The organism is Streptomyces huiliensis, from assembly GCF_020037025.1.
Classification (GTDB): Bacteria; Actinomycetota; Actinomycetes; order Streptomycetales; family Streptomycetaceae; genus Streptomyces; species Streptomyces huiliensis.
The window spans coordinates 1-23,275 of record NZ_JAIQLH010000207.1; the positions used below are offsets into that span (position 1 = coordinate 1).

The window sequence follows — 23,275 nt, forward strand, 5'->3', positions numbered from 1 at the left end:
CGGCCGGCGCGGCGGCCCCGGCGCCGTTCCGGCGCGGCGGTCTCGTCGTCGTCACCGGCGGCCTGGGCGGCCTCGGCACGGAGATCTGCGCGCACCTCCTCGACGCCTACGACGCCCGGCTGCTGGTCCTCGGCCGCACTGAACTCCCGCCGGAGGAGACACCGGAGGCCGAGGCGGACACCACGGCCGGCCGCCGCCTCGCCGCCTACCGCGCGCTGCGCGCCCGGAGCGAGCACGTGCTGTACGCGACGGCGGACATCAGCCGCGCCGACGAGATCCGCACCGCCCTGGACAAGGCGGCCGACCGCTGGTCGCTCGCCCCGACGGCGGTGCTGCACCTGGCGGGCACGTTCCGCCAACGCCCGTTCCTGGAGCAGTCAGTGGAGGACCTGGCCGAGGTCCTGGCCCCCAAGACCGCCGGCACCCGCGCCCTGCTCGACGCGCTCGGCGACGCGGCCGAGGAGACCCCCCTCATCGCCTTCTCATCCGTGAACGGCACCTTCGGCGGCGCCATGGTGAGCGCCTACGCGGCGGCCAACGCCCATCTCGACGCGCTGGCCCGCACCGCCCGCGAGCGGGGCCGGAGCTTCACGTCGATCGCCTGGAGCCTGTGGGACGAGACCGGCATGAGCGCCGGCCGCGGCCTGGCCGAGCCCGGCCGCGCCCGCGGGTACCGGCCCATCGGCCGCGCCGAGGGCGTACGGTCGTTCGTCCACGCGCTGCGCCTGGACCGGCCGCACGTCCTGGTCGGCCTGGACCCGGCCCGCCCGCGGATCCGCGGCGCGCTGGACGCCCCGGCCCGCGCGGCCACGTCCCTCACCGCCCACACGGAACCCCGGACCGTCAAGTCGCCCGCCCCACACGACAGATACGGCACGGCACTCCCGGCCCGTGAGCTGACCCGCGACCGTCTCCCCCGCACCCCGGACGGCGCCGTGGACCGCGTTGCCCTCCAGCGCGCCGACCACCCCGGTACGAGCCCGGGCGGGGCCCCGGCGGGGCGGACCCAGCAGCTGGTCGCCCGGGTGTGGTGCGAGGTCCTGGGTGTGGACCGGGTGGGCCCGGACGAGAACTTCTTCGACCTCGGCGGCCACTCGCTCCTCATGGCCCGCGTCCACGGCGCCCTCCAGGCCGCCCTGGACCGCGAGTTCTCCATGGTCGACCTCTTCCGCCACCCCACCGTCGCGACCCTCGCCGCCTTCCTCACCTCCCTCGAAACCCCACCGTCCACCACCCCTGACACCCCCGACACCCCCCGTCCCCCGGCCGCCGACCGCGCCGCCCGCCGCCGCGCGGCCCGCTCGACGGGACGGCGCCGGCGCTGACTTCGGCCACCCCACGGCCCCGTCGCTGGACCGGATCCGGTGGCGGGGCCATAGTCGGTGCGTGGGTGATGAGGAGAGGGTGTCCCGTTGCCTGAGGGCAGCGGCGGGGGAACGCTTCGTACAGGACGAACTGGCGGCTCTGGTGTCGGAGGCCGTGGCCCCCTGGGTCGCGCACGACGGGCTCCGGCTGTTCGGCATGAATCCGGCCACCGGCGCCGTCTCGTTCGGCTTCCTGCACGGCTTCAGCCCCGACCTCGTCCAGGCGCAGCTGTTCGACGCCTACCTGGGGGACGACCCATTCGGCCCCGCCGACATCGCCCGCCTCCCTTCGCCGGTAGGCCTGTTCGACAGAACCAGAGATTCCACTCCGGGGCACCGGCGCGTACTGGACACGCTCGCGGCCCACGGAGCCGGGTGCGAGGCGCGGTTGCTGCTGCGCGACGGCCAGGGGCCGTGGGGCGTGCTGGCCCTGATCCGGGAAGCGGGCGGAAGACCGTTCGACGAGGACGACGCCGGCCGGCTCGTCCGGCTCGCGCCGCTGCTGATCGCCCTCCTGCGCGGGTACGCCACCGCGGGACCGCCGCCGGGCGTCGCGCACCTGCCGACGGGGGTCGTCATCGTCGGCCCCGACCACCGGGTGCGTTCCGTCACCCCCGAAGCCCGCGCGTGGATGCGGGAGATCAGTCCCGACCACGGCATGGCGCCGCGGTGGATGCCCCTCGTGTCGATGACGGAGATCTCCCTCGCCGCGCGCCGCCACCTCGTCGACCCGGGCGCTCCCCGCCCACTCGCGTGCAGTCCCCCGGCGTTCCTCGGCCGGCGGGTCGCCGTGCACGCCCAGCCCCTCGACGAGGACGGCACCGGCGACGTCGCCGTGGTCTTCCAGGAGGCCACCGGCGCCCCGCTGCTGTCCACGTTCGCGGCCTGGCACGGGCTCACCGCCCGGGAGGGCCTGGTCCTGCGGCAGCTGTACTCCGGGGCGGCGCCCAAGCAGATCGCCCGCAGCCTCGCGGTGTCCCTGCACACCGTCAACACCCATGTGAAGGCGGTGTTCCGGAAGACCGGCGTCAACGGCCGCGGTGAACTGCTCGCCGTACTCGACTGCTGACCCTCCCGCGTACCGACCACACCGGAGCCCTCCCCCGGCATCCCCAATGTTGGGGATGCCGGAAGGCCGCCGCCCGAAGCCATAGTCGTGGTGAACGAGCAAGCGGAAGTCAACGGGAGGGGATGCGCCATGGTGCGCAGGATGAGCAAGAAGGCGATGGGAACGGCGATGATCGCGGGGCTGTTGGTGTCCGGCGTGGGGGTGGGGACCGCCCAGGCTGCCGGGACGGCCGACAGCGTGCGGACGACGGCTCCGTCGCAGACGCAGGACGAGGCGACCCTCACGGCGGTCGAGGTGACCTTCTACACCACCTACGACAACAAGGACCACGACACCAAGGTCTTCACGTCGGTGACGGACCGCACCAACAAGACCATCGGCACCCTCGGCGAGCACTTCGGGGACGACGAGTTCTCGGACGGGGACGCCGACGGTCCGTACGCCCTGAGCCTGACGGAGCCCGCGACCTGGTCGACCATGCGCGACGGGCGGCTGCGCATCAGAATCGAGCCGAACGGCCACGACACCTGGAAGCTCAACGTCCGGACGACCCTGTTCTTCTCCGACGGCACCCGGCGCCACGCCGACCAGGACAACCTGGCCCCGAGCCAGCGCAACCGCCAGGTCGACGTCCCGATCGCCTGACCCGCCGCCGGGGAAGGGGACCGGGGCAGGGGAGACCGCCTGCCGACACGGGGCGGCAGGTGCGGACCGGGCGCAGAGGGAGGGCCGGCGGGGGCCCCGGCCTGACGGAAGCGTCCGGCACCACGGTTCACCGGTACTGCCCGGCAGTTGACGACGGGCAGTACCGGTGAATCCCCTCTCTCCCGGCCACCCCGCCTGTACCGTCTATGACGTCTCCTGCGGCATCCGCCGGAGCACATCGGCGTCATGCACGGGGGGTTGCAGGCATGGAGATCGAACTGGCGGCCGCGGTGGCCGCGTTGCGCGACGAACTGACCCAGGCCGCCGCAGGTGGCGAGGGTCAGGAGATCAGGTTCCGGGTGGGGCCGATCGAGCTGGAGTTCACCGTCGAACTCCGGCGGGACGTCAAGGCGAAGGCGGGCTTCCGGACCTGGGTGGTCTCCGGTGACGGCGAGGCGGGCGTGGCCCGGGGCCGTACGCACCGGGTGAAGGTGGCGCTGACGCCGGAAGGGCTCGACGGGGACGTCCTGATCCGCCGCAGGCGGTCGGCGGAGCCCGGCCCGGGTCCCGTGACCGGCCGTATCGAGGACTGACAGTGAGGATGTGACGTGGCTTCTCCGACGGGTCTGACTCACGGACTGACCGACGTCTCGACTGTCTTGTTTGGGATTTGTCGATCCGCTCGGAGGAGCCACCTCGCACGCGACCGGAACGGGCGACCGTGACCTTATAGGAGCTTGGTCAAGAAGCCCCGCCACTGTCCTGTCCGCCCGCCCGGCCGGCGCGTGCCGCCCCACCGGGATCAGCGAGAGGACGGCAGTGACCAGCATGACGGACCAGGCCCTGGAAGTCACAGGCGGCGTCGACACGCACAGCGAGACCCACCACGCGGCAGTCGTCGACCGCCTCGGCCGCCACCTGGCCGACCGGGAGTTCGAGGCCACCGGCCCCGGATACCGCAAGCTCCTGGCCTGGCTGCTCGCCCAGGGCACCGTGACCGCGGTCGGCGTGGAAGGCACCGGCGCCTACGGCGCCGAACTCGCCCGCGTCCTGCGCGAAGTGGGACTGAAGGTCGTCGAAGTCGACCGGCCGGACCGTAAAACCCGCAGGCTGAAGGGCAAGTCCGACCCGATCGACGCCTACGCCGCCGCCGTGGCGGTCGCCTCCGGCCGGGCTGCCGGGACACCCAAGACCCGCACCGGTGTCGTGGAAGCCGTGCGCGCCCTGCGGGTGCCGCGCCGCTCGGCTGTGAAGTCCCGCACCCAGGCGGTCAACCAGGCCCGCCAGCTGCTGGTCACCGCGCCCGAGACCCTGCGCGCCCCGCTGCGCGGACTGGCCGCCGCCCAGCTCGCGAAAGCCTGCGCCCGGCTGCGGCCCGGTGACGACCTCGCCGACCCGCTGCACGCGGCCAAGGCCGCCCTGCGCCGGCTGGGCAGGCGGATCCTGGCCCTGACCGAGGAGATCAACGAGCTGGAGGCAGAGCTGAAGACGCTCACCGCCAAGGCCGCCCCCGAGCTGCTGGCCCTGCAGGGCGTCGGCGCGGACGTGGCCGGGCAGCTGCTGGCGACCGCCGGAGACAACCCCGACCGGCTGCACTCCGAAGCCGCCTTCGCCCACCTGTGCGGTGTCGCGCCGATACCTGCCTCCTCCGGCCGCCAGGACCGCCACCGGCTCAACCGGGGCGGCGACCGGGCGGCCAACCACGCTCTGCACACCATCGTGCTCTGCCGTCTGCGCTGGGACGAACGCACCCGCACCTACATGGAACGGCGCACCCGGCAGGGACTGTCGAAGAAGGACATCATGCGCTGCCTCAAACGGCACGTCGCACGCGAGGTCTACCGCGTCCTCCTACGGTCCCTCGACCACCGCACCACCGCCCGGCAAACCACACAAAGCGACCTCACCGAAGCCGCTTGACATCCATAGGAGCATCGCGGCCGGGCGGGGGACGAGCGATCCAGGCGCGCGGGGAACACGGACGGGCGGGGCGGCACGGTGAGCGGTGACCTGCTGGTCGGGGTGGACGGGCCGGGGGAGACGGGGTCGGGGTACGTCATCGCGCCGGGTCTCGTCCTGACCTCGGCGCACGTCGTGCCGGCGGTGGGCAGGACGGTGACCTTCTTCCGCCCCGGCGAGGACGGGCAGTACGCCGCGACAGTGGCCTGGCGGGGCACGCCCGGGGAACGCGACGACGCTGCCCTGCTCCGCTTCGACGACGGGCACCCGGACGCGGCGGGCGCGCCGCGTCCGGCCGCGCCCACCCGGTGGGGACGGCTCGTCACCGACCGGCCCGAGACCGGCTGCGAGACCTGGGGCCTGCCGGCCGCCGTCCAGCGGAAGGACCAGGCGGCGGAGATCCTGCACCTGCGGGGAACCGTCAACCGGGCGGACCGCTCCGTCGCCAACCGCCACCTCATGCGCCTGACGGAGCGGGTCGTTCCGTGCACCGACGACTCCGGGCGGAAGATCTCGCCCTGGGCGGGCCTTTCGGGCGCGGCGATGTTCTGCGACGGGCTGCTCACCGGGGTGATCTGCACGGACTTCGGCGGCTTCGAGCACACCCGGCTGGAGGTGGCGCCGGCCTACGTCCTCCTCCGCGACGACGGGTTCCGCCGGATCCTGGCGGAACACGGTGTCGGGACCGTGGCGGAGCCGGCGGAGTGGGCCGGGGTGAAGTCCGGCCTCGACGACCGCCCCGCGGTGCCGGACCCGCCGGCCTCACCCGCCGCGCTCCTGGAGGCAGGCCACGCCGTGGTCCCCTTCCGTGGCCGCGAGGAGCTGCTCGAGGACTTGCGGGAATGGTGCGCGCGGCCCGGTCTCGACGTGCGGCTGGTGCACGGGCCGGGCGGGCAGGGCAAGACGCGGCTGGCCCTCGAACTGACGGTCCATCTGGCCGGCGGGCGCACGGCAGTGGTGTGGCCGAAGAAGGCCGCGGAGGCCGAGCATCTGGCGGCGCTCGCCGACACGGCCGTTCCTGTGCTGGTGGTCCTCGACTACGCCGAGACCCGTGTCGAGCAGCTGACCGCCCTGCTCACGGCGGTCGTCGCCCGCCCGGTCCCGGAGCCGTTCAAGGTGCTGCTGCTCGCCCGCACCGCCGACGACGACTGGTGGCGGCCCGCGCGGCGGGCCAACAGTGCCACCCGGGACATCCTCGACGGCCTGGCCGGAATTCCGCTACCGCCGCTGGAACCACATCCCGAAGGCCGTGCCGGGGCCTACCGGGCCGCCGTGGAGCATCTGGCCCGCGCTCTGCGGGACCTCCCCGGCCAGGAGCACCACCCCTGGCCCGCGGTGGCCGCCGCGGTGACCGACGCCGTACGGCGGGAGCCCGCCCGGCTGGCCGGTCCCAGTCTGGACCGGGCGCTCACCCTGCACATGACCGCGCTGGCCGACCTCCTGGACGAGGCCGTCCGTACCGCGGCGGACCGGCCGGCGGCCACGGCCGCGCCCGAGACCGTGCGCGTCGAGAAGCGGCTGCTCGACCACGAGTCCGAGTACTGGGATCGGGCCGCCCGGCAACACCTGCCCCCGGACCTGGACACGGAGAGCCGCGAGGACGCCCTCGCCGCGGCCTTCCTGTGCGGTGCCGACACCCGCCACCAGGCGGAGGCCCTGCTGGGCCGCATCTCCTACCTCGGTGACCGCGGACGGGCGTGCCACCGGTCCCTCGCCCGCTGGATCGCCGCGCTCTACCCGCCCCGCGACGGCAGGGCGTGGGGCTCCCTGCGGCCGGACCGGCTGGCCGAGTACTTCGTCGGGAGGCGGCTGATCAGAAACCCCGACCTGGCGCCGGACCTGCTCGGCGACGGGACGCCGGCGGCGGGCGACCGCGCGTCGCACGACGGCGCGTCACACGGGCACCCCAGGTACGGCCACGCCTCGTACGGCCACCGCTCGAACGGCCACGCCTCACACGGCCTCACCGACGCCCAGACCACCCAGCTGCTCACCGTCTACGCCCGGGCGGCCGCCCACCCCGCCCACGTCGACGCCCTCGACGCGCCCCTCACCGACCTGTGCGTACGCCGCCGTGACGTGCTGGCCCACCCCGCCGTCGACGTCACCACGCGCGTCGAGCGGCCGCAGCCGCTGGTGGCCGCGTTGGAAGAGCTGGCCGACGCGCCGGGCGCCACGCCGGAGGAACTCCAGGACCTGGCCGACCGCCTGCCGCGGCCGACGCACGCCCTGGGCCCGTTGGCCGCGAAGGTGGCCGAGCGGCTCGTCGGCATCCACCGCGAGTGGGCCGCCGAGGACGCCGCCCGGCTCCCCGGCCTGGCCCTGGCGCTGCGCCGGCTGACCGGCCGCCTCGGTGACGTGGGGCGGGCCCGAGAGGCATACGCCGCCACCGAGGAGGCCGTCGGCCTCTACCGGCGGCTCGCGGCGGAGGATCCGGCCGCCTACGAACCGCACCTGGCCGCCGTCCTGCACAACCTGTCGCTGATGGCCCGGGCCCTGGGCCGCCGGCAGGAGGCCCTGGCGCCCGCCGAGGAAGCCGTCGAGTTCTACCGCGCGCTGCACCGCGCCCAGCCGGACGCGTACGCGTTCCGGTCCGGCCTGGCGCACGGCCTGGGCGCGCTCGCCCAGGCCAAGGGCGAACTGGGCCGCCCCGAGGCGGCGATGACGGCGATGGACGAGGAGGTCGGCATCCGGCAGGGCCTCGTCGCGGAACGCGGCGACGAGGCCCTGCCGGAGCTCGCCGCTGCCCTGAACAACCAGGCCATCTGGCTGACGGAGTGCGGACGCGTCGAGGAGGCGCTGACGGCGAGCGCGGAGGCCGTCGCCCATTACCGGTCCCTGGCCGAGCGGCGCCCCGACGCCTTCCGCAACGGCGTCGCCCGCAGCCTGGGCACGCACTCCACCGGCCTGCACCTCGCGGGCCGGACGCGGGACGCGCTGGAGGCGGCCGAGGAGGCCGTCCGCATCCGGAGCGGGCTGGCCGCGGAGCGCCCCGGTGCCTACCTCGCCGACCTGGCGCTCAGCGTGCACTCCCTCGCCGTCGACCTGGGCGAGGCGGGGCGGCCGGCCGAGGCGCTGGCCCGGGCCGCCGAGGCCGTCGCCCTCTACCGGGACCTGGTGACACGGGAACCCGCCGGGTTCGGGCACCGGCTCGCCAACTCCCTCAACACCTACGCCCACCGGCTGAACGACGTGGGACGGCCGGCGGACGCGCTGGAGGCCGCCCGGGAGGCCGTCGGCCTCTACCGGCCCCTGTTCACGGCGGCGCCCGGGGCCTTCCGGGCCGATCTCGCCATGAGTCTGGACACCCTGGCCTCCCAACTGGAGGAGACCGGGCGGGCGGAGGAGGCCGTACTGGCCGGCGAGGAGTCGGCCGCCCTGTACCGCGAACTCGTCCGGCAGCGCCCCGACGCCCCGGTCGACGACCTTGCCTGCGCCCTGCACAACCTCTCCCGCCGGCTGCACGGGGTCGGGAGACCGGACGAGGCCCTGGCGGTGGCTGAGGACGTGATCCGCCTCCGTCGCCGCTCGGTGGCGGCCGGCGCGTCCGGCAGGGCCCGGGCCGCCCTGGCGGAGGCCCTGCTGGCCCGGGCGCGCGGTCTGGACGACGGGGGGCGGACGGAGGACGCCGTGGCGGCGGCGGCCGAAGCGGTGGAGCTGTACCGCGGCCTCGTCGAGCGGGACGCGGACGACGCGTACACCCGCGGGTTCGCCACGGCGCTGTCCGGTCTCTGGCTCCTGCGCTCCCGGGCCGGGCAGGCGGCGGAGGCGCTGTCCGTGCTGGAGGAGTCCATCGAGGCCGGCCGCCGCCTGCTGGGCCGGGAGCAGGACACCGGCCACGACCCGGCGTACGGCGACGCGTTGTTCGTGCTCGGTACGCAACTGGCCGCGGCGGGCCGCCCGGACGACGCGGCGGACGTCATGCGCCGGGCCGTCACCGCACTCCGGCAGCCGCCCGGCCGAGGCTCCGCGGCCCCCGCGCCCCGGCTGCTCCCGGCGCTGTCCTGCCTGACGACGTACCTGATCGAGACGGGGCGGCGCCCCGAGGCGCTGCCCGTCGCCGAGGAGGTGGCCGGACTGCTCGGCGACCCCGCGCGGCGGGACGGGAGCGGCCGGGGCCCGCTGGCGTACGCGCTGTGGGTCCTCGGCTGCCTCCGGCACAACGCCGGCCTGCGGGAAGCCGGGGAGACCCTGCGCCGGGCCGTCACCGTCGCGGACGCCCTGCCGCCCGCCGGCGAACGCGACGTCGTCCGCGTCCTGGCCCGCGCCGGGCTGGGCGTGCACCTCGTGGAGAGCGGCCGGGCGGCCGAGGGGTTGGCCTACGCCCGGGAGGCCGTCGGCCTCGCCCGCGGCCTGGCGGACGCCGATCCCGCCCACGGGAGGGTGCTGGCCCTGACGCTGACCGACCTCGGCCGCCTCCTGGCACTCGGCTCACCGGCGCGCGAGGCGGGCGTCGGCGTCTGGGCGGAGGCCCTCGGTGTCTCGGCGGAGGCCCTGGCCGTGTCCGAACGGGTGGCGGCGGACGACGCCGTGACCGGCGGGCCGCTCCTCGTCTGGGCCCTGGCCCACCACGCCCTGCGGCTGAGCGAAGCCGGACGGCACGCGGCGGCCCTGGACCTGACCGCCCGGGCGGTCTCCCTGAGCCGCGGCCTGACCGCCCGCCACCGCGCGGCGCACCGGGACCACCTCGCGTTCGCCCTCTTCGCGTTCGCCAGGACCCGGCTGCTCGCGGACGCCCGGCGGGCGGAGGCGCGGGACGCCATCGCCGAGGCGGCCGCCCTGTGGCGGGCGATGACCGAGACCGAACCGGGGCTCACCGCGCCGTACCTCGACGTGGTGGCGGACACGTACGCGCGCCTCACCGGCCCGGACCCGGAGTGAGGGCGCTTCACGTCCGAAGACGGAATCAGTGCTTCAGGACGACCTCGGGGCTCTTCGCCGTGGGCACCGCGCGGGCGGGGCAGGTCTTGAGGACCTTGCTCATCGAGTCGTGCTCGGCGGGCGTCACCCACAGCTTGTACTGCCGCTTCACCGCGATCTGCCGGGCGACGTAGTCGCAGGCGTACCGTTGGTTCGCGGGCAGCCAGTCGGCGGCGTTCTTGTCGCCCTTGCCCATGTTGGCCGGCCCGTCGGCGGCGACGAGGTTGAGCGGGTCGTTGGCGAGGGCCTCGCGCTCGGCCTGCGAGAGCTTGCGCGCGCCGGTCCGCCAGGCGTCGGAGAGGGCCACGATGTGGTCGATCTGCACCGCCGAGGACTGCGCGCCGCGCCGGAAGCGGATGGTCTTGCCGGTGTAGGGGTCCGCGAGGGTGCCGGACGTCACCGTGCACTTCGAACCGCCGTCCAGCTTCGGGTCCTTCAGGTCCCGCCGGAGGATGTCGTTGCGGGTGTCGCAGCCGTTGTCGGCGCCGGGGGCGCCGGTCCGGTCGGACCACGCCTGGCCGAAGCCCTTCTTCCGGTCGTAGCCGTCCTTGGAGGCCGCCTTCTTGACCGGCAGTTCCGCCAGCGCCGCCCGGACGGAGCCCGGCTTGCCGTCGGCGGTTCCGCCGGGCTTGTCGTCCCGGCCCTTGGAACACGCCGTCAGCAGCACCGGCAGCAGCAGGGACGCGGCGACGGCGCCGGTACGCCGGGAGCGGGTCGGGAACGGCACCAGGGCCTCATTTCGTGCGATAAGCGATAGATGGTGAACAAGTGATACCAGAGGGGCTGTTGCCGGGAAAACCGCGGGATCGCGGCTGGAACGGTCGGCCGGCCGGCCGACCCCGGGCCGCGCCCCCTCAGGTGGTACGGCTGCCGGGCGCGGACGCCCGCGACCCGCGCCGGAGCAGCCGTCTCCGTCTTCCGCCGCCGCCCATGGCGAACGTCAGCCACCGGTCGGCGCCCCGGGCCGCCAGGAACCGCCGGCGCTCCCGGCGCGAGCGCGGGCGGGCGGCCTCGCCGGCCGGCGCGTTCTGTGCGGCGCGCGCGGCGGAGGCGAGGCGCCGGCCGGCCTTGGCGAGGTCGGCGAGGACGTGGTCCCGGTGCCGCTCGCCGCGCCCGCCGTGCAACTCCGTGTACAGACCTTCGATTTCCGCGACCGCCGCACTGATGAGCAGGTCACCGCCGCCCGCCGGTGCCGTCCTGTCCCGCGCCATCCGCAGCCCCCTTCGGACGAGTCGTCGCGCCGCGACGGCGGCGACGAGCGGCCGCCGGGCCGCGCCCATGACTTGCCCAAGTGCGCAATCGGACAACCGCATGCGCCGGAGAATCGCCCCGACGCGGCGGCGGTCCCACGGGGGGGCGGCGGAATCAGGGGCTGACCGGGTCGAAGCCGTAGCGCAGGGGCTCGTCGTCCACGCGGACGTCGCGCCGGTACACGTACAACGCGTCCACGCGCATGTCGACTACGGCGCCTTCGACGACGCAAGGGAGCGTGACCTGCACGACCGCCGGCCGGCCGGTCACCTTGATCCTGACCCGGTCGGCCGGCCCGCCGGTCAGCACCGCGGTCTCCTGCCCCCACACACCGTCATCCGCCATGGGGATACTTTACGCATTGCGCAAGTATGGAACAAATGGCGGCTCCCGGGGCGGCGGCCGGAGGTGCCTCAGTCCTCGTAGTAGTTGTTGACGACCACGTCCGGCTCGTCGTCGTCGAACGCCTCGTTCAGCAGCGCGCCGCCGACGAGACCGGCGGCGCCCGCGCCGATGAGCGCGCCGGTGCCGAAGCGGCGCCCGCCCTGCTGCCCGCCGCCCTGCTGCGGCTCCGCGTGCGGGGCCGGTTGCGCGGCGGGGTAACCCTGCTGGGGGGCCTGCGGATACCCCTGCTGCTGCACGGGCTGCGGGTAACCGGCCTGCGGGTACCCCGCCTGGGGCGCGGTGTAGTACGGCGGCGGGGTGGTCTGCACGCGGTGGGCGCAACCGCCGCACGCCTGGACCGGCCGGGGCACGCCCCACTGCGGGGACCAGGACACCGTCGTCATGCCGGGGCCGTGGCTCGGGTCGAAGAAGCACGTCATGGAAGGACTCCCTACGGGGTGCGTGGGGTGGGTGGGCTGCGTGGGGTGCGCAGGATGCTGGGGTACCGCCGCGAGCGTCGGCGCGGAGTGCGCGGGGGCCGCGGACGGGACGACGACTGTCGGCGTCGGAGTCGGAGTCGAAGTCGACGCGGGTACGGCCGGAGCCGCGGCCGGGGCCGGGGCCGGAGCCGGGGCGTCTTCGGCGGCCTTCCGGATCCCCGGGGAAGCGGCGGGCGGCTCGACGGAAACCGGCGCCGCGTCCCGCAGGACGTCCACCCCGTAGTCGGCGGCGATGCCCGCGAGCCCGGAGGCGTAACCCTGCCCCACCGCCCGGAACTTCCACTCCGCGCCGTGCCGGTACAGCTCCCCGAAGACCATCGCGGTCTCGTCCCCGGCGTCTCCGGCCCCGAGCGCGTAGCGGGCCAGTTCGGCGCCGCCGTCCCGGTCGGTCACCCGGATGTGGGCGCCGCGGACCTGCCGGAAGTCCTGGCCGCGGGCCTCCGCCTCGTACAGGGACACCGGAAAGACGATCTTCGTGACCTCGGCCGGGACCCGGCCGAGCTCGATGTGGATCCGCTGGGCGTCACCTTCGCCCCCGGCGTCCCCGCCGTGCCGGACGGAACCGTCGGGGCTGGTCAGGTTGTTGAAGAAGACGAAATGCCCGTCGGAGAGCACCCTCCCGGACCGGTCGCACAGCAGCGCGCTGGCGTCCAGGTCACACCCCGGAGCCACCTGCCAGCCCAGTCCGACCGTCACCGCGGTCAGCCCGGGGGCCTGCCCGCTCAGCGAGACGTTGCCGCCCTTGGTCAGGGGCACACCCATCCCCGATTTCCCTTCACCACCGCCCCGGCCGGGGCTCATCCGGTTTCCCTGCTGCACGACGTACGGCAAGCGCGCTCCCCACAGGGCCGACGCGTCGTCACGTCACCGCTCGCCGCGCATACTTTAGCGCTTGCGCAACAGGAGAACCTTCGGGGTCGCCCCACCCCGGAAGCGGACGAGAGCAAGGAGAGTGTGCCGTGGGGCGACGCCCGTACCGGACCGGCCGACGTCACCCCACGGCGACGGCCCACGGCCGCACGGTCCACGCCGTGACCAGCCCGTGCCGCACGTACGGGTCCCGTTCGGCGAACTCCGCGACGACGGCGGGGTCGTCGACCCGCCACACCATCAACGCCCGGTCCATGGGTTCGCCCAAGGCCCCGCCCAGGACGAGGGCGCCCCGGTCGTGCGCCTCGCGTGCGAGGCCCAGGTGCTCTTCGCGGAGGGGCGCCCTCCGTTCGACGTAGTCGTCGGCGAGCGCGTATTCCAGCACGTAGTACGCCATGGCGTTCGTCCTCCGCCGCTCGGTGGCCGGTTCTCCGCCGCACCCTACTGCGCGGGCGGGACCGGCCGACCGGATCCGGCCGCTCCGCTCCACGCCCCAGGCACCGGCCCGCGGCGCCGCGCCGTCAGCTGCCGGTGGCCTCCCGCCACGCCGCGACGTACGAGGCGAGGTTCCTGTCGACGTCGGCCCAGTCGGGGCGGAAGACCTCGACGCCCCGCATGAGGCGGGCGAGCGCGGCGGCGTTCGGGTCGGTCGCCTTGACGTCCGTGCGGGCCGCGAAGCCGCCGCCGGCGGCCGAGACGTCGCGCTGCACCCCCTCGGTGAGGAGGTGGTCCAGGAACTTCTTGGCGTTCTCGGTGTGCGGAGCGTTCCGCACCAGCCCGGCCGCGTACGGGAGAGCGAAGGTGGTGGGCTTTCCGCTGTCGCCGGCGGGGAAGAAGATGCCCTGGTTCGGCATGGTCTTCATGTTGGCGAAGTTCATCTGGACGTCCCCGTTGGCGACGAGGAGTTCGCCCTTGTCGACCTTCGGGGCGAGCTGGCCGGTGGACTTGGAGGGGCCGACGTTGTTCTCCTGGAGTTCCTTGAGGTAGGCCATGGCGGGCTCCTTGCCGCCGAGATCGTGCATGGCCTTGATGAGGACGGCCGTGCCGTCGCCCGCGACCCCGGGGGTGGAGTACTGGAGTCTGCCCTTGAACCGGCCGTCCAGGAGGTTCTTCCAGGTCTTCGGCGGACCGCCCTGGAGCTCCTTGGTGTTGTGGATGAAGCAGAAGTAGTTGTTGACGACCGCCGTCCACTTGCCGGCCGGGTCCTTGTCGCCGTCCGCGACCCGCTCCGAGCCCGCGGGCCGGTAGGCGGCGAGCAGGCCCTTGCCGTCCGCCTGTTGGACGAAGGGCGGCAGGGTGACGACGACGTCGGCCTTGGTGTTGGACTTCTCCCGGGCCAGGCGCTGCACGATCTCGCCCGAACCGCCCTCGACGTAGCGGACCTTGATGCCGGTCTTCTTCGTGAAGTCCTCGAAGACCTTGTCGTAGAAGCCGGTGCCGTCCTCGGCCTTGAGGCCGTCGGCGCTGTAGACGGTGATCTCCTTCGCCCCGGCGTCGGCCGTCCCGCCGCAGGCGGTGAGCGGGAGGGCGAGGAGCGGGACGAGGTACGGGACGAGCGGGAGCGGCGTACGGGGGCGGGGCACGGTCGGTACTCCTTCGGGTCAGCGGTAGGAGGCTCGGGTGCGGACGCGGGAGACCGCGAGGAGCACGAGGAGCGTGGTGGTGACGAGGACGACGGCGAGCGCGGCACCGGGGAAGAGGGCGCCGCGGTCGGTGGCGGCGAAGACCTTGACGGGCAGCGGCAGCCAGTCGGGCGGGTACAGCATCATCGTGGCGCTGAGCTCGCCCATCGAGAGGGCGAAGCAGAGGCCCGCCGCCGCGGAGAGGGACGGCAGCAGGAGCGGCAGCCTCACCCGCAGCAGGACGCGGAGGGGGCTCGCCCCGAGGCTCGCGGCGGCCTGCTCGTAGGCGGGGTCGAGCCGGTCCAGGGCCGCCGCGACGGACTGGTGGGCGAAGGCCGTCACCAGGATCGCATGGGCCAGGACGACGATCGTGGGCGTCCCGTTGAGCAGGAACGGGGGCTCGGAGAAGGCGACGAGCAGGGCGAGCCCGACGACCACGGACGGTACGGCCACCGGCAGGACGAACAGCGCCCCGACGACGCGGCGGGCGCGCGGGCCCCGGGCCGCGAGGGCCGCCCAGGTGCCGGTGGCGAGGGCGAGCGCCGAGGCGGCGAGGGCGGTGAGCACGCTGGTGGTCAGGGCGTCGAGCGCCTCGCCGCGGACGGCGGTCCGGTAGTGGTCGAGCGTCGCGCCGGAGGGGAGGGCTCCGCTCCACTGGGTGGCCAGGGAGGCGGCCACGACGACGAGGAACGGCAGCGCGAACACGGGCAGGAACAGGGCGAGGAAGACGCCCTGGACCGCCCACCGGGCGCGGCGGCTATGCACGAGCACGGCGTTCTCCTTCCGGGCGGGCGGTTCGGGCGGTGAGCGTCCGGTAGAGCCCGTACAGCGCCAGCGACAGGGCGATGTTGACGACGGCGACCACGCAGGCGCCGGTCCAGTCCCCTTCCAGGATGGCCTTGCCGTAGACGAGGACGGGCAGGGTCGTCACGCCCTTCGCGCCGGTGAAGAGGACGATGCCGAACTCGTTGAGGCTCATGACCAGGACGAGCGAGCCGCCGGCCGCCAGGGCGGGCAGCACCTCGGGCAGGACGACCTGCCGGACGATCCGCGGGGCGCGGGCGCCGAGCGAGGCCGCGACGTCGAGCTGCGCGGTGTCGAGCTGCGAGAAGGCGGCGAGCAGCGGGCGCATCACGAACGGCGTGAAGTAGGTGACTTCCGCGAGGACCACGCCCCAGCGCGTGTGGAGGAAGTCGAACGGGCCGGTCGCGGCCCCGGTCATCCCGGTCCACACGCCGTTCGCCAGACCGGCGTTGCCGTAGACGAACAGCAGCGCGAGGGTGATGAGGAAGGAGGGGAAGGACAGGAAGACGTCGACGAACCGTCCGATCGCCCTGCCTCCCGGAAGCGGCACGAAGGCGATGACCAAGGCGAGGGCGAAGCCGAGGAGCAGGGCGCCGGCGGTCGCGCCGGCGGCGATGAGCACCGTGTCGAGGAGGGCGTTCCGGAACGCGGCCTGCCCGAAGACCTCGGCGTAGGCGGCGAACCCGTGTCCACCGCCGTCCGGGGAGACGGACTGCCACAGGACGAGGGCGAGGGGGTACAGGAAGACGAGGCCGAGGGCGGTGACGGGCGGGAGCACCAGGGTCCAGGCCGGGATCCGCCGCGTGCGGGCGGGGGCGGCCATCCGCGCGGGTGCCGGCAGGACGCTAACCATGGACGGCACCTCCGGGCACGCCCGCCGCCTCGCCGACCGCCTCGCCGACCACCTCGTCCGCCGGATCACCTGCCTCACCGCCCGCCGTCTCGTCCGCCACCCCGCCCGCCGGCAGCAGCACCGCGTCGTCGGGGGCGAAGTGCAGCGTGACCTCGGTACCGGGCGGGGGCGTCTCGCGCAGCTCGCGTACGTCGGCCGTGACGCGGTGCCCGGCGACGTCCACCTCCAGGCGGTGGGTGGCGCCGCGCCACTGCACCGCGGCGACCGTCCCGCGCACCGCGTTGGCGCCCTCCCCCAGCCCGACCAGGTGCGGGCGGAGGCACAGCGTGGCCCGGGCGCCCGCCGCGGCGTCGCCGGTCGGCACGTCCAGGTCCGTGTCGCCGAGGCGTACGCCGCGGCCGGTGACCGTCACGGGCAGGAGGTTGGCGCTGCCGACGAAGGAGGCCGTGAACGCGGTGCGCGGGCGCCGGTAGAGGTCGCGCGGGGTGCCGCAGTCCCGCAGCCGGGCGCGGTCCATGACGGCGATGCGGTCGGCGAGCGTGAGCGCCTCGCCCTGGTCGTGGGTGACGTAGAGCATGCTGACGTCCGGCAGCTCGCGGTGGAGGCGGGCGAGTTCGGCGAGCATGCCGGAGCGCAGCCGGGCGTCGAGGGCCGAGAGCGGCTCGTCGAAGAGGAGCACGCCGGGCCGGATGGCCAGGGCCCGGGCGATGGCGACGCGTTGCTGCTGGCCGCCGGAGAGCTCGCGCGGGTAGCGCCGGGCGTAGGCGGCCATGCCGGTCGTCTCTAGCGCCTCCGTGACGCGCGCGGCGGTCTCCGCGCGTGGCGTTCCGCGGGCCTTGAGGCCGAAGGCGACGTTGGCGTCGACTCGTAGGTGGGGGAAGAGGGCGTACTGCTGGACGACCATGCCGATGCCGCGCCGGTGGGGCGGCAGGTCGGTGACGTCCTCGTCTCCGATGAACACCCGTCCGGCGCGCGGCCGGACGAAGCCGGCGACCGCGCGGAGGGCGGTGGTCTTGCCGGAGCCGGACGGCCCGAGCAGGGCCATGACCTCGCCGGGTTCGACGGTGAGGTCGAACGCGTCGAGGACGACGTTCCCGCCGTAGGCGACCGTCACGCCGTCGAAGCGGATGCCCGTGCTCACCGGCCTCCCTCCAACCGCGCGAGCAGGCCGGGGAGTTCGGCCACGGAGCGGAGGACGTGGGTCGCTCCGGCGGCGCGGAGCGCGGCCTCGTCATGGGCTCCGGTCAGGACGCCGGCGACGACGGCCGCCCCGGCCCGGGTGCCGGAGCGCATGTCGGAGGCGGTGTCGCCCGCGACCGCGACCCGCCGGACGTCGGCGGCGGCGCGGGTGCGCAGCAGGGCGGTGAGGACCATGTCGGGGTACGGGCGGCCGCGGCCGCCGGCGTCGGCCGGGCAGAGGGTGAGGTCGGCGAGGTCCGTCCAGCCGAGGGCGGCCAGGATGGCGTCCTGGGTGACGCGGGCGAAGCCGGTGGTGAGGACGACGGTGCGGCCGTCGGCGCGGAGCCGTTCGATCGCCTCGCGGGCGCCCGGCAGGGGCGCGCAGTGGCCTTCGGCGACCAGGTGCCCGTAGGCGGACTCGAACGCCGCGTTGGCGCGCCGGGCCCGCTCCTCGTCGCCGGGGAAGAGGTGCCGGAAGACGGTGATCTTCGATTCGCCCATCGTGGCGCGGACGTGGGCGAGTTGCTCGTCGTGGCGGGCGGTGCCGGGCTCCGTGCCGAGGGCCCGTGCGGCGGCGTCGAAGGCCCGCTCGACCAGTCCGTCGTCGGCGACGGTGGTGCCGGCCATGTCGAGCACGACCAGGTCGGTGCGCGGGGTCATGTTCCTCACCAGCCCATCTCGTCCGCGGTGGCCTCGGCGATCGCCGGGGAGCAGGTCATGCCGCGCCCGCCGGGGCCGGTCACCCGTCGGCTGCCGGCGCCGAGCCGCGCCCGCCGGGGCCGGTCACCAGTCGGATGCCGTCGCCGAGCCGCTCGCGGTGGACGACGCGGGTGGTGTCCGCGCACTGGGCGTAGACGCCGGCCCAGCGTCGCCGGACGGGCGGCAGGGGCCGGCCGAGGAGCGCCTCGGCGACGGCGGCGAGGTGCTCGTACGGGGCCTCGTCGACGTCGAACGCGAACGGCTCGGCGTACTCGTGGGTGTCGCCGATGGTGAGCCCGCCGTCCGCGCGCTGCACCATGAGGAGTTGCATCCGGTGCTCGGCGGCGGCCGGGGGCTGGGCCTGCGCGGCGGCCATCGCGTCGAGGGCGGTGCCGGAGTAGGCGGGGTAGTAGCGGAAGCTGTCGGCGTCGGCGACGGAGGTGGTGAGCGGCTCACCGAGCGGTGCGGTCTGCATCATCTGCAACCGCACGCGGCGTACCGGCAGTCGGGGCGCGAGTTCGCGGACGAGGCCGCCCAGGTGGGCGCCGGTGCAGAGCACGACCGCGTCGCCGCCGTGCGTCTCGCCGCGGTCGTCGCGGACGGCGGGCCCGCCGGCGGTGTCCACGACGTCGCGGGCCTCGCGCCCGCCGAGGAAGGCGTAGCGGCCGGAGCGGAGCAGGGCGTCCTGCAACGCACGTTGGGCGGTGCGGGGTTCGACGGCGGCGTCCCGGTCGCAGGCCAGGGCGCCGAGGAGGGTGCCGCGCAGGGCCGGGTTGGCGGCCCGTGCCTCGTCGGGGGTGAGGAGGCGCAGGCCGCGGTCGGCGGCGTCGGGCCGGGCCGACGCCTGGCGGGCGACGGCGAGTTCGGCGTCGGTGGTGACGGCCGTGAGCGATCCGTTGGCGCGGAAGCCGAGGCCGGGGACGGCGGTGCCGATCTCCTCCCACAGCGCGCGGGCCCGCAGGGCGGTGGCCAGTTCCTCGCCCGCGGCCCGGCCGCTGACCCAGATCAGGCCGAAGTTGCGGACGGAGGCGCCCCGGGCCTCCGCCTCGCGCTCGATGTGCACGACCTCGTGGCCGCGCTGGACTGCCTGCCAGGCGTGCATGGTTCCCAGCACGCCGGCTCCGACGACTATGACTCGCATGACGTGAACGGTCGTCGGCACGGGTGACGCGCGGGCGACCGTACGGCGACGCGGCGGGAAACCGGGCGCCAAACCTGGCCTAGACCCGTTATCGTTCCGTGACTTACTCAGTGGCTCCCGCCGCGCAGGTGGGCGGTGAAGGAGAACCGGTCGCCGCGGTAGAGCGACCGGACGCGCTCCAGCGGCCGGCCCTCCGTGTCCCGCGACACCCGGTGGATGAGCAGCATGGGCAGCGCGGGCGGCGTGCCGATCAGCAGGGCCTCGCGCGGGGTGGCCAGGACGGTCTCCAGCCGCTCGTCCGCGTCCCCGAACCCGATGCCGAGACGCTCGCGCAGATAGCCGTAGAAGGAGGAGTCCGGCGCGAAGTCCGTGTCCAGTCGCGGCGCCCGCTCCACCGCCACGTACGTGCTCTCCAGCCCGACGCGTTCGTCGTCGGCGAGCAGCACGCGCTCCAAGTGCCAGACGGGGGCGAGGGGTTCGACCCCGAGGTCGGGGGCGAGGGCGGCCGGGCAGGCGAGCCGGTCCAGGCCGACGAGGGTGCGCCCGGGGCGGCGGCCCTGGCGGCGGACGCCCTCGGTGTAGCTGGCGAGGGCGAGCGGCTGTTCCAGCTTCGGCCCGGCGACGACCGTACCGCGCCCCATCCGCCGCAGCCGCCCCTCCAGCAGCAGCTCACGAAGGGCCTGCCGCACGGTCTCCCGGGACACCTCGAAGCGTGCGGCCAGCTCCCGTTCGGTGGGCAGCGGGCCGCCCTCCCCCAGGTCGTCGAGCAGTCCGGCGATCCGCGTCTTGACCGCGTAGTACTTGGGGATCCGGCCGTGTTCGGGAATGCCGGCCCGCACCGGGGCGCCGGGCGGGCGGCCGGGCTCGTCGTGCGTATGCGTGTTCACGCCGCGATCTTCGCACCCGGGGATCCGGGAACGTGCCGTGGTGCCGCGCGTTCGGCGCCCGCGCGAGGGGAATACAGGTACGCGACACCACCGAAGGGAAAGAGGACGACCCATGAGACTTTCGAGACGCTCCATACCCGCGCGCGGACGGCAGTCGGCCGTCACCGCGGCGGCGCTGGTGGCGACGGCGGCGTTCTGTCTCCCCTCGGACGCCGCCACCGGCCCGGCGCCCCGGATCGAGGAGGTCGCGCGCGGAACGCAGACCGGACCGGTGAAGGTGGCGGTCGACGGCCCCTTGCAGGTCGACTTCCGCACGATCACCATCCCGCCGGGCGGCGGCACCGGCCGGCACTGCCATCACGGCCAGCTGGTCGGCGTCGTGAAGGCCGGCACGCTCACCCACTACGCGCCCGTGTACCCCGGCGGGGTGCACGTGTACCGGACCGGCGACTCCATCACCGAGGGCAAGGGCTACGTCCACGAGGGCCGCAACGAGGGGACCACTCCCCTCGTGCTCTGGGCCACGTACATGACCCCGAAGGGGAAGCCGTTGGCGGACACGGACCTTTCCCACTGCGACGCCGGATGATCTCGGCCGCTACCCCGTACACACCGGCAGGGCCTCCAGCCCCCGCATGAGCCGCGTCCGCCGCCACCGGAGCCCGTCGGCCGGCACGGCGAGGCGCAGCCCGGGGAACCGGGTCAGCAGCGCGTGCAGGGCGATCTCCGCCTCGGCCAGCGCGAGCGGCGCGCCCAGGCAGCGGTGGATGCCGTGGCCGAACGCCAGGTGTCCCTTGGCGCCGCGCTCGGGGTCGGGGCGCTCGGGCGCCGGGTACCGGGCGGGGTCGCGGTTGGCGGCGCCGGGCGAGATGAGCACGGGGACGCCGGCCGGGATGTCGGTCCCGCCGAGGGTGACGGGCCGGGTGCTGAAGCGGAAGGTGGCGAGGCCGACCGGCGAGTCATAGCGCAGCAGTTCCTCCAGCACGCCGTTCAGGAGGCCGGGTTCGGTCCGTACCCGGTCGAGGAGCGCGGGGTGCCGGAGGAGGGCCAGGACGGCGTTGCCGATGAAGTTCGTGGTGGTCTCGTGGCCGGCGATGAGCAGGAGGACGGCGAGGGAGACGAGTTCGTCCTCGTCGAGCCGGTCGCCGTCGTCCCGGGCGGTGACGAGGCCGGACAGCAGGCCGTCGTCCGGGGTCCGGCGTTTGGCCTCGACGAGGTCGGCCATGTAGCCGGCCACGGCGTGGGAGGCCGCGTCGATCCGCTGCGGCTGCCCGGCGGCGAAGAGCTCGTCCGACCAGCCGCGCACCCGCTCCCGGTCCCCTTCGGGCACACCGAGCAGCTGGCAGATCACCGTGACCGGCAGCGGGACGGCGAGCCCCGCGACCAGGTCGGCCTCACCGCTCTCCGGGAACTCGTCGAGGAGGCGCTCGGCGGTCTGCCGGATGTACGGGCGCAGCCGGCCGACGGCGCCGGTCGTGAACGCCTTGGTCGCGAGGCGGCGCAGCCGGGTGTGGTCCGGCGGGTCGGTGGCGAGCATGGTGCGGGCGACCGCGGGGTGCAGGTCGCGCCCCGAGGAACGCCCGGCGAAGAAGCGGGCCGTGTCCTTCGACAGCCCCGGCTCCGTGAAGGCCGCCTTCGCCTCGGCGTACCCGGTCACGAGGTAGCCGGCCCGGCCCCCGGATCCGGTGGCCATCCGCCGCACCGGGCCCGCCGCCCGGAGTTCGTCGTAGAAGGGATAGGGGTCGCGGAGGAACTCCGGGCTCGACAGCGGGTCGTTCATGATGTCGGAACTGCTTCCTTCTTCTCGTCCTGGCCGGTCTCTCGGTCCCAGTCTCTCGCTCGCGGCTGCCGGCTGCCGGCCGCTCGGTGACGGCCGCTCGGTGACGGCCGCTCGGTGACGGCCGCTCGGTCGATTCTCGGCCGCGAGAGCAGTCAGATGACTCAAGCCGCCCGTGTGTCTCCCACGGCACAGTGGTGTTGCTCCGCGGACCGACCGCTCGGAGCAACCCCCTTGTGACAGAACCAGGCCTCCTCGGTCGTGAACAACACCCGGAGCAGCATCTGCTTCTACGAGCACAACAGCTACGGCGGCCTGGAGTTCGAGATCGGTCCCGGGAAGAAGTGGGCCTCCGTCCCGCCATGGATCAACGACAAGATCAGCTCCTTCAAGTCCCGCTGATCCGGAAGGAGTCCGGCAGGCGATGCGATCCGATGCGGTCAGCGGTCGGCGAAGGCCCCTTCGATCTCGCGGCGGGACGACACCCCCAGCTTGGTGAAGACCTTGCGCAGGTGCCACTCGACCGTGCGCGGGCTGAGGAACAGCTGCGCGCCGATCTCCGCGTTCGGGTGCCCGGCGGCCGCGAGCCGGGCTATCCGGGCCTCCTGCGGGGTCAGGACGGGCGGGCCGGCGGTCCGTCTGCGGACGGTCTCGCCGGTGGCGAGCAGCTCCTGCCGGGCCCGCTCGGCGTACGCCTCCATGCCGATGGCGGAGGCCGCGTCGTGTGCCGCGCGCAGCTCGGTGCGGGCCTCGGTCCGCCGGTTCCGGCGGCGCAGCCACTCGCCGAACAGCAGCCGGGCCCGGGCCTGGAGCACGTCGAGCCCACCGCGGCCGAAGTGGTCGGCGGCCTCGCGGTAGCGGTCCTCGGCCCGCCCCGGCTCTCCGGCCAGGGCGTCGGCGACCGCCAGCGCGCCGAGGGCCCAGGGCGTGCCGGCCTCCCCCCACTCGGCCAGCCGCCCGCGCGCCCGGGCCGCCACGTCCGGCCGGCCGGCCCGGGTCGCGGCCTCGACCAGCTCGGCGCACGTCCAGTGGTGGACGACGAGGTCCTGGTACTCCCCACCGCGGAGCGCCGCTTCCATGGCGAGCGGGTACTCGCCCAGGCCGTTGTGGAGCACGGCCCGCGCGCACGCCGCCATGGCGGTGAGGCGGCCCAGGCCGCGCTGCTCGCCGTCCCTCTCCATGGCCTCGGCCAGTTCCAGGGCCGGCCGCTTCCGCCCCTGATACGCGTAGAGCAGGGCCTTGGAGACCATACTCGTCGCCGCGCCGACCGGTTCCTCGACGGCCGCGGCCTCGGCCAGCAGGTCCCGGGCCTCGGCGAAGCGCCCCACGAAGACCAGCGACGCCGCCCGGT

20 protein-coding genes and 2 pseudogenes are annotated in these 23,275 nt (G+C 74.8%); 8 read left to right on the top strand and 14 right to left on the bottom strand.

Annotated elements, in window-relative coordinates; translation table 11 throughout:
- From JNW98_RS27755 to JNW98_RS27780, 6 genes are all read left to right on the top strand, one after another.
- On the top strand, positions 1 to 1,325 hold a 1,325-nt coding region (locus JNW98_RS27755; protein WP_223771055.1), incomplete at its 5' end, for an SDR family NAD(P)-dependent oxidoreductase.
- Between the two features lie 79 nt (positions 1,326 to 1,404).
- Positions 1,405 to 2,433 (top strand): helix-turn-helix transcriptional regulator, encoded by a 1,029-nt coding sequence (locus JNW98_RS36715; RefSeq protein WP_223771056.1) that lies wholly within the window; start codon positions 1,405 to 1,407, stop codon positions 2,431 to 2,433.
- Between the two features lie 141 nt (positions 2,434 to 2,574).
- Positions 2,575 to 3,078, top strand: a complete 504-nt coding sequence (locus JNW98_RS27765; protein WP_223771057.1) for a hypothetical protein — start codon at positions 2,575 to 2,577, stop codon at positions 3,076 to 3,078.
- Positions 3,079 to 3,344: 266 nt separating this feature from the next.
- Positions 3,345 to 3,671, top strand: a complete 327-nt coding sequence (locus tag JNW98_RS27770) for a trypco2 family protein (protein WP_223771058.1) — start codon at positions 3,345 to 3,347, stop codon at positions 3,669 to 3,671.
- A gap of 235 nt (positions 3,672 to 3,906) precedes the next feature.
- A complete protein-coding gene (locus JNW98_RS27775) occupies positions 3,907 to 4,998 on the top strand; it encodes an IS110 family RNA-guided transposase (protein ID WP_223771074.1) in 1,092 nt (363 codons plus the stop codon).
- 78 nt (positions 4,999 to 5,076) lie between these two features.
- The gene (locus JNW98_RS27780) at positions 5,077 to 9,918 is read left to right on the top strand and encodes a tetratricopeptide repeat protein (RefSeq protein ID WP_223771059.1); all 4,842 of its coding nucleotides are present in this window, start codon (positions 5,077 to 5,079) and stop codon (positions 9,916 to 9,918) included.
- 25 nt (positions 9,919 to 9,943) lie between these two features.
- On the opposite strand, the gene JNW98_RS27785 is transcribed toward JNW98_RS27780, so the two are convergent.
- From JNW98_RS27785 to JNW98_RS27840, 12 genes and pseudogenes are all read right to left on the bottom strand, one after another.
- The gene (locus tag JNW98_RS27785; RefSeq protein WP_223771060.1) at positions 9,944 to 10,684 is read right to left on the bottom strand and encodes an HNH endonuclease family protein; all 741 of its coding nucleotides are present in this window, start codon (positions 10,682 to 10,684) and stop codon (positions 9,944 to 9,946) included.
- Positions 10,685 to 10,811: 127 nt separating this feature from the next.
- Complete coding sequence (locus JNW98_RS27790; RefSeq protein ID WP_223771061.1) at positions 10,812 to 11,168, bottom strand: hypothetical protein; 357 nt, start codon at positions 11,166 to 11,168, stop codon at positions 10,812 to 10,814.
- 154 nt (positions 11,169 to 11,322) lie between these two features.
- Positions 11,323 to 11,553, bottom strand: a complete 231-nt coding sequence (locus JNW98_RS27795) for a hypothetical protein (protein WP_223771062.1) — start codon at positions 11,551 to 11,553, stop codon at positions 11,323 to 11,325.
- Positions 11,554 to 11,621: 68 nt separating this feature from the next.
- A complete protein-coding gene (locus tag JNW98_RS36720) occupies positions 11,622 to 12,854 on the bottom strand; it encodes a TerD family protein (RefSeq protein ID WP_308015674.1) in 1,233 nt (410 codons plus the stop codon).
- A gap of 229 nt (positions 12,855 to 13,083) precedes the next feature.
- Positions 13,084 to 13,359 (bottom strand): YciI-like protein, encoded by a 276-nt coding sequence (locus JNW98_RS27805; protein ID WP_223771063.1) that lies wholly within the window; start codon positions 13,357 to 13,359, stop codon positions 13,084 to 13,086.
- A 124-nt stretch (positions 13,360 to 13,483) separates the two neighbouring features.
- Entirely contained in the window at positions 13,484 to 14,545 is a 1,062-nt protein-coding gene (locus JNW98_RS27810) for a 2-aminoethylphosphonate ABC transporter substrate-binding protein (RefSeq protein ID WP_223771064.1), read from the bottom strand.
- 18 nt (positions 14,546 to 14,563) lie between these two features.
- A complete protein-coding gene (locus tag JNW98_RS27815) occupies positions 14,564 to 15,355 on the bottom strand; it encodes an ABC transporter permease (protein ID WP_223771065.1) in 792 nt (263 codons plus the stop codon).
- Positions 15,342 to 16,241: a 2-aminoethylphosphonate ABC transporter permease subunit gene (locus tag JNW98_RS27820; RefSeq protein WP_223771066.1), complete on the bottom strand. Its 900-nt coding sequence runs from the start codon at positions 16,239 to 16,241 to the stop codon at positions 15,342 to 15,344. Before JNW98_RS27820 ends, JNW98_RS27815 begins: the two co-directional genes overlap by 14 nt.
- Positions 16,234 to 17,382, bottom strand: a complete 1,149-nt coding sequence (locus tag JNW98_RS27825; RefSeq protein WP_223771067.1) for an ABC transporter ATP-binding protein — start codon at positions 17,380 to 17,382, stop codon at positions 16,234 to 16,236. The genes JNW98_RS27820 and JNW98_RS27825 overlap by 8 nt, the downstream gene beginning before the upstream one ends.
- On the bottom strand, positions 17,379 to 18,080 hold the full coding sequence (locus tag JNW98_RS27830) for a phosphonatase-like hydrolase (RefSeq protein WP_223771068.1): 702 nt from the start codon (positions 18,078 to 18,080) through the stop codon (positions 17,379 to 17,381). The genes JNW98_RS27825 and JNW98_RS27830 overlap by 4 nt, the downstream gene beginning before the upstream one ends.
- A gap of 5 nt (positions 18,081 to 18,085) precedes the next feature.
- Positions 18,086 to 19,260 (bottom strand): annotated as a pseudogene (locus tag JNW98_RS27835) (TIGR03364 family FAD-dependent oxidoreductase).
- Between the two features lie 107 nt (positions 19,261 to 19,367).
- Positions 19,368 to 20,147 carry a GntR family transcriptional regulator gene (locus JNW98_RS27840; RefSeq protein WP_223771069.1) on the bottom strand — a complete coding sequence of 260 codons (780 nt, stop codon included), beginning with the start codon at positions 20,145 to 20,147 and terminating at the stop codon, positions 19,368 to 19,370.
- Positions 20,148 to 20,259: 112 nt separating this feature from the next.
- On the opposite strand from JNW98_RS27840, the gene JNW98_RS27845 reads away from it, so the two are divergent.
- Positions 20,260 to 20,736 carry a cupin domain-containing protein gene (locus JNW98_RS27845; RefSeq protein ID WP_223771070.1) on the top strand — a complete coding sequence of 159 codons (477 nt, stop codon included), beginning with the start codon at positions 20,260 to 20,262 and terminating at the stop codon, positions 20,734 to 20,736.
- Positions 20,737 to 20,745: 9 nt separating this feature from the next.
- On the opposite strand, the gene JNW98_RS27850 is transcribed toward JNW98_RS27845, so the two are convergent.
- Positions 20,746 to 21,927, bottom strand: coding sequence for a cytochrome P450 family protein (locus JNW98_RS27850; RefSeq protein WP_223771071.1), 1,182 nt, complete (start codon positions 21,925 to 21,927; stop codon positions 20,746 to 20,748).
- Between the two features lie 249 nt (positions 21,928 to 22,176).
- Between JNW98_RS27850 and JNW98_RS27855 the strand changes: the two are divergent.
- Positions 22,177 to 22,326 (top strand): annotated as a pseudogene (locus JNW98_RS27855) (peptidase inhibitor family I36 protein); the annotation flags it as partial.
- 38 nt (positions 22,327 to 22,364) lie between these two features.
- On the opposite strand, the gene JNW98_RS27860 reads toward JNW98_RS27855, so the two are convergent.
- A partial coding sequence (locus JNW98_RS27860) for a response regulator transcription factor (RefSeq protein ID WP_223771073.1) occupies positions 22,365 to 23,275 on the bottom strand: 911 nt, incomplete at its 5' end.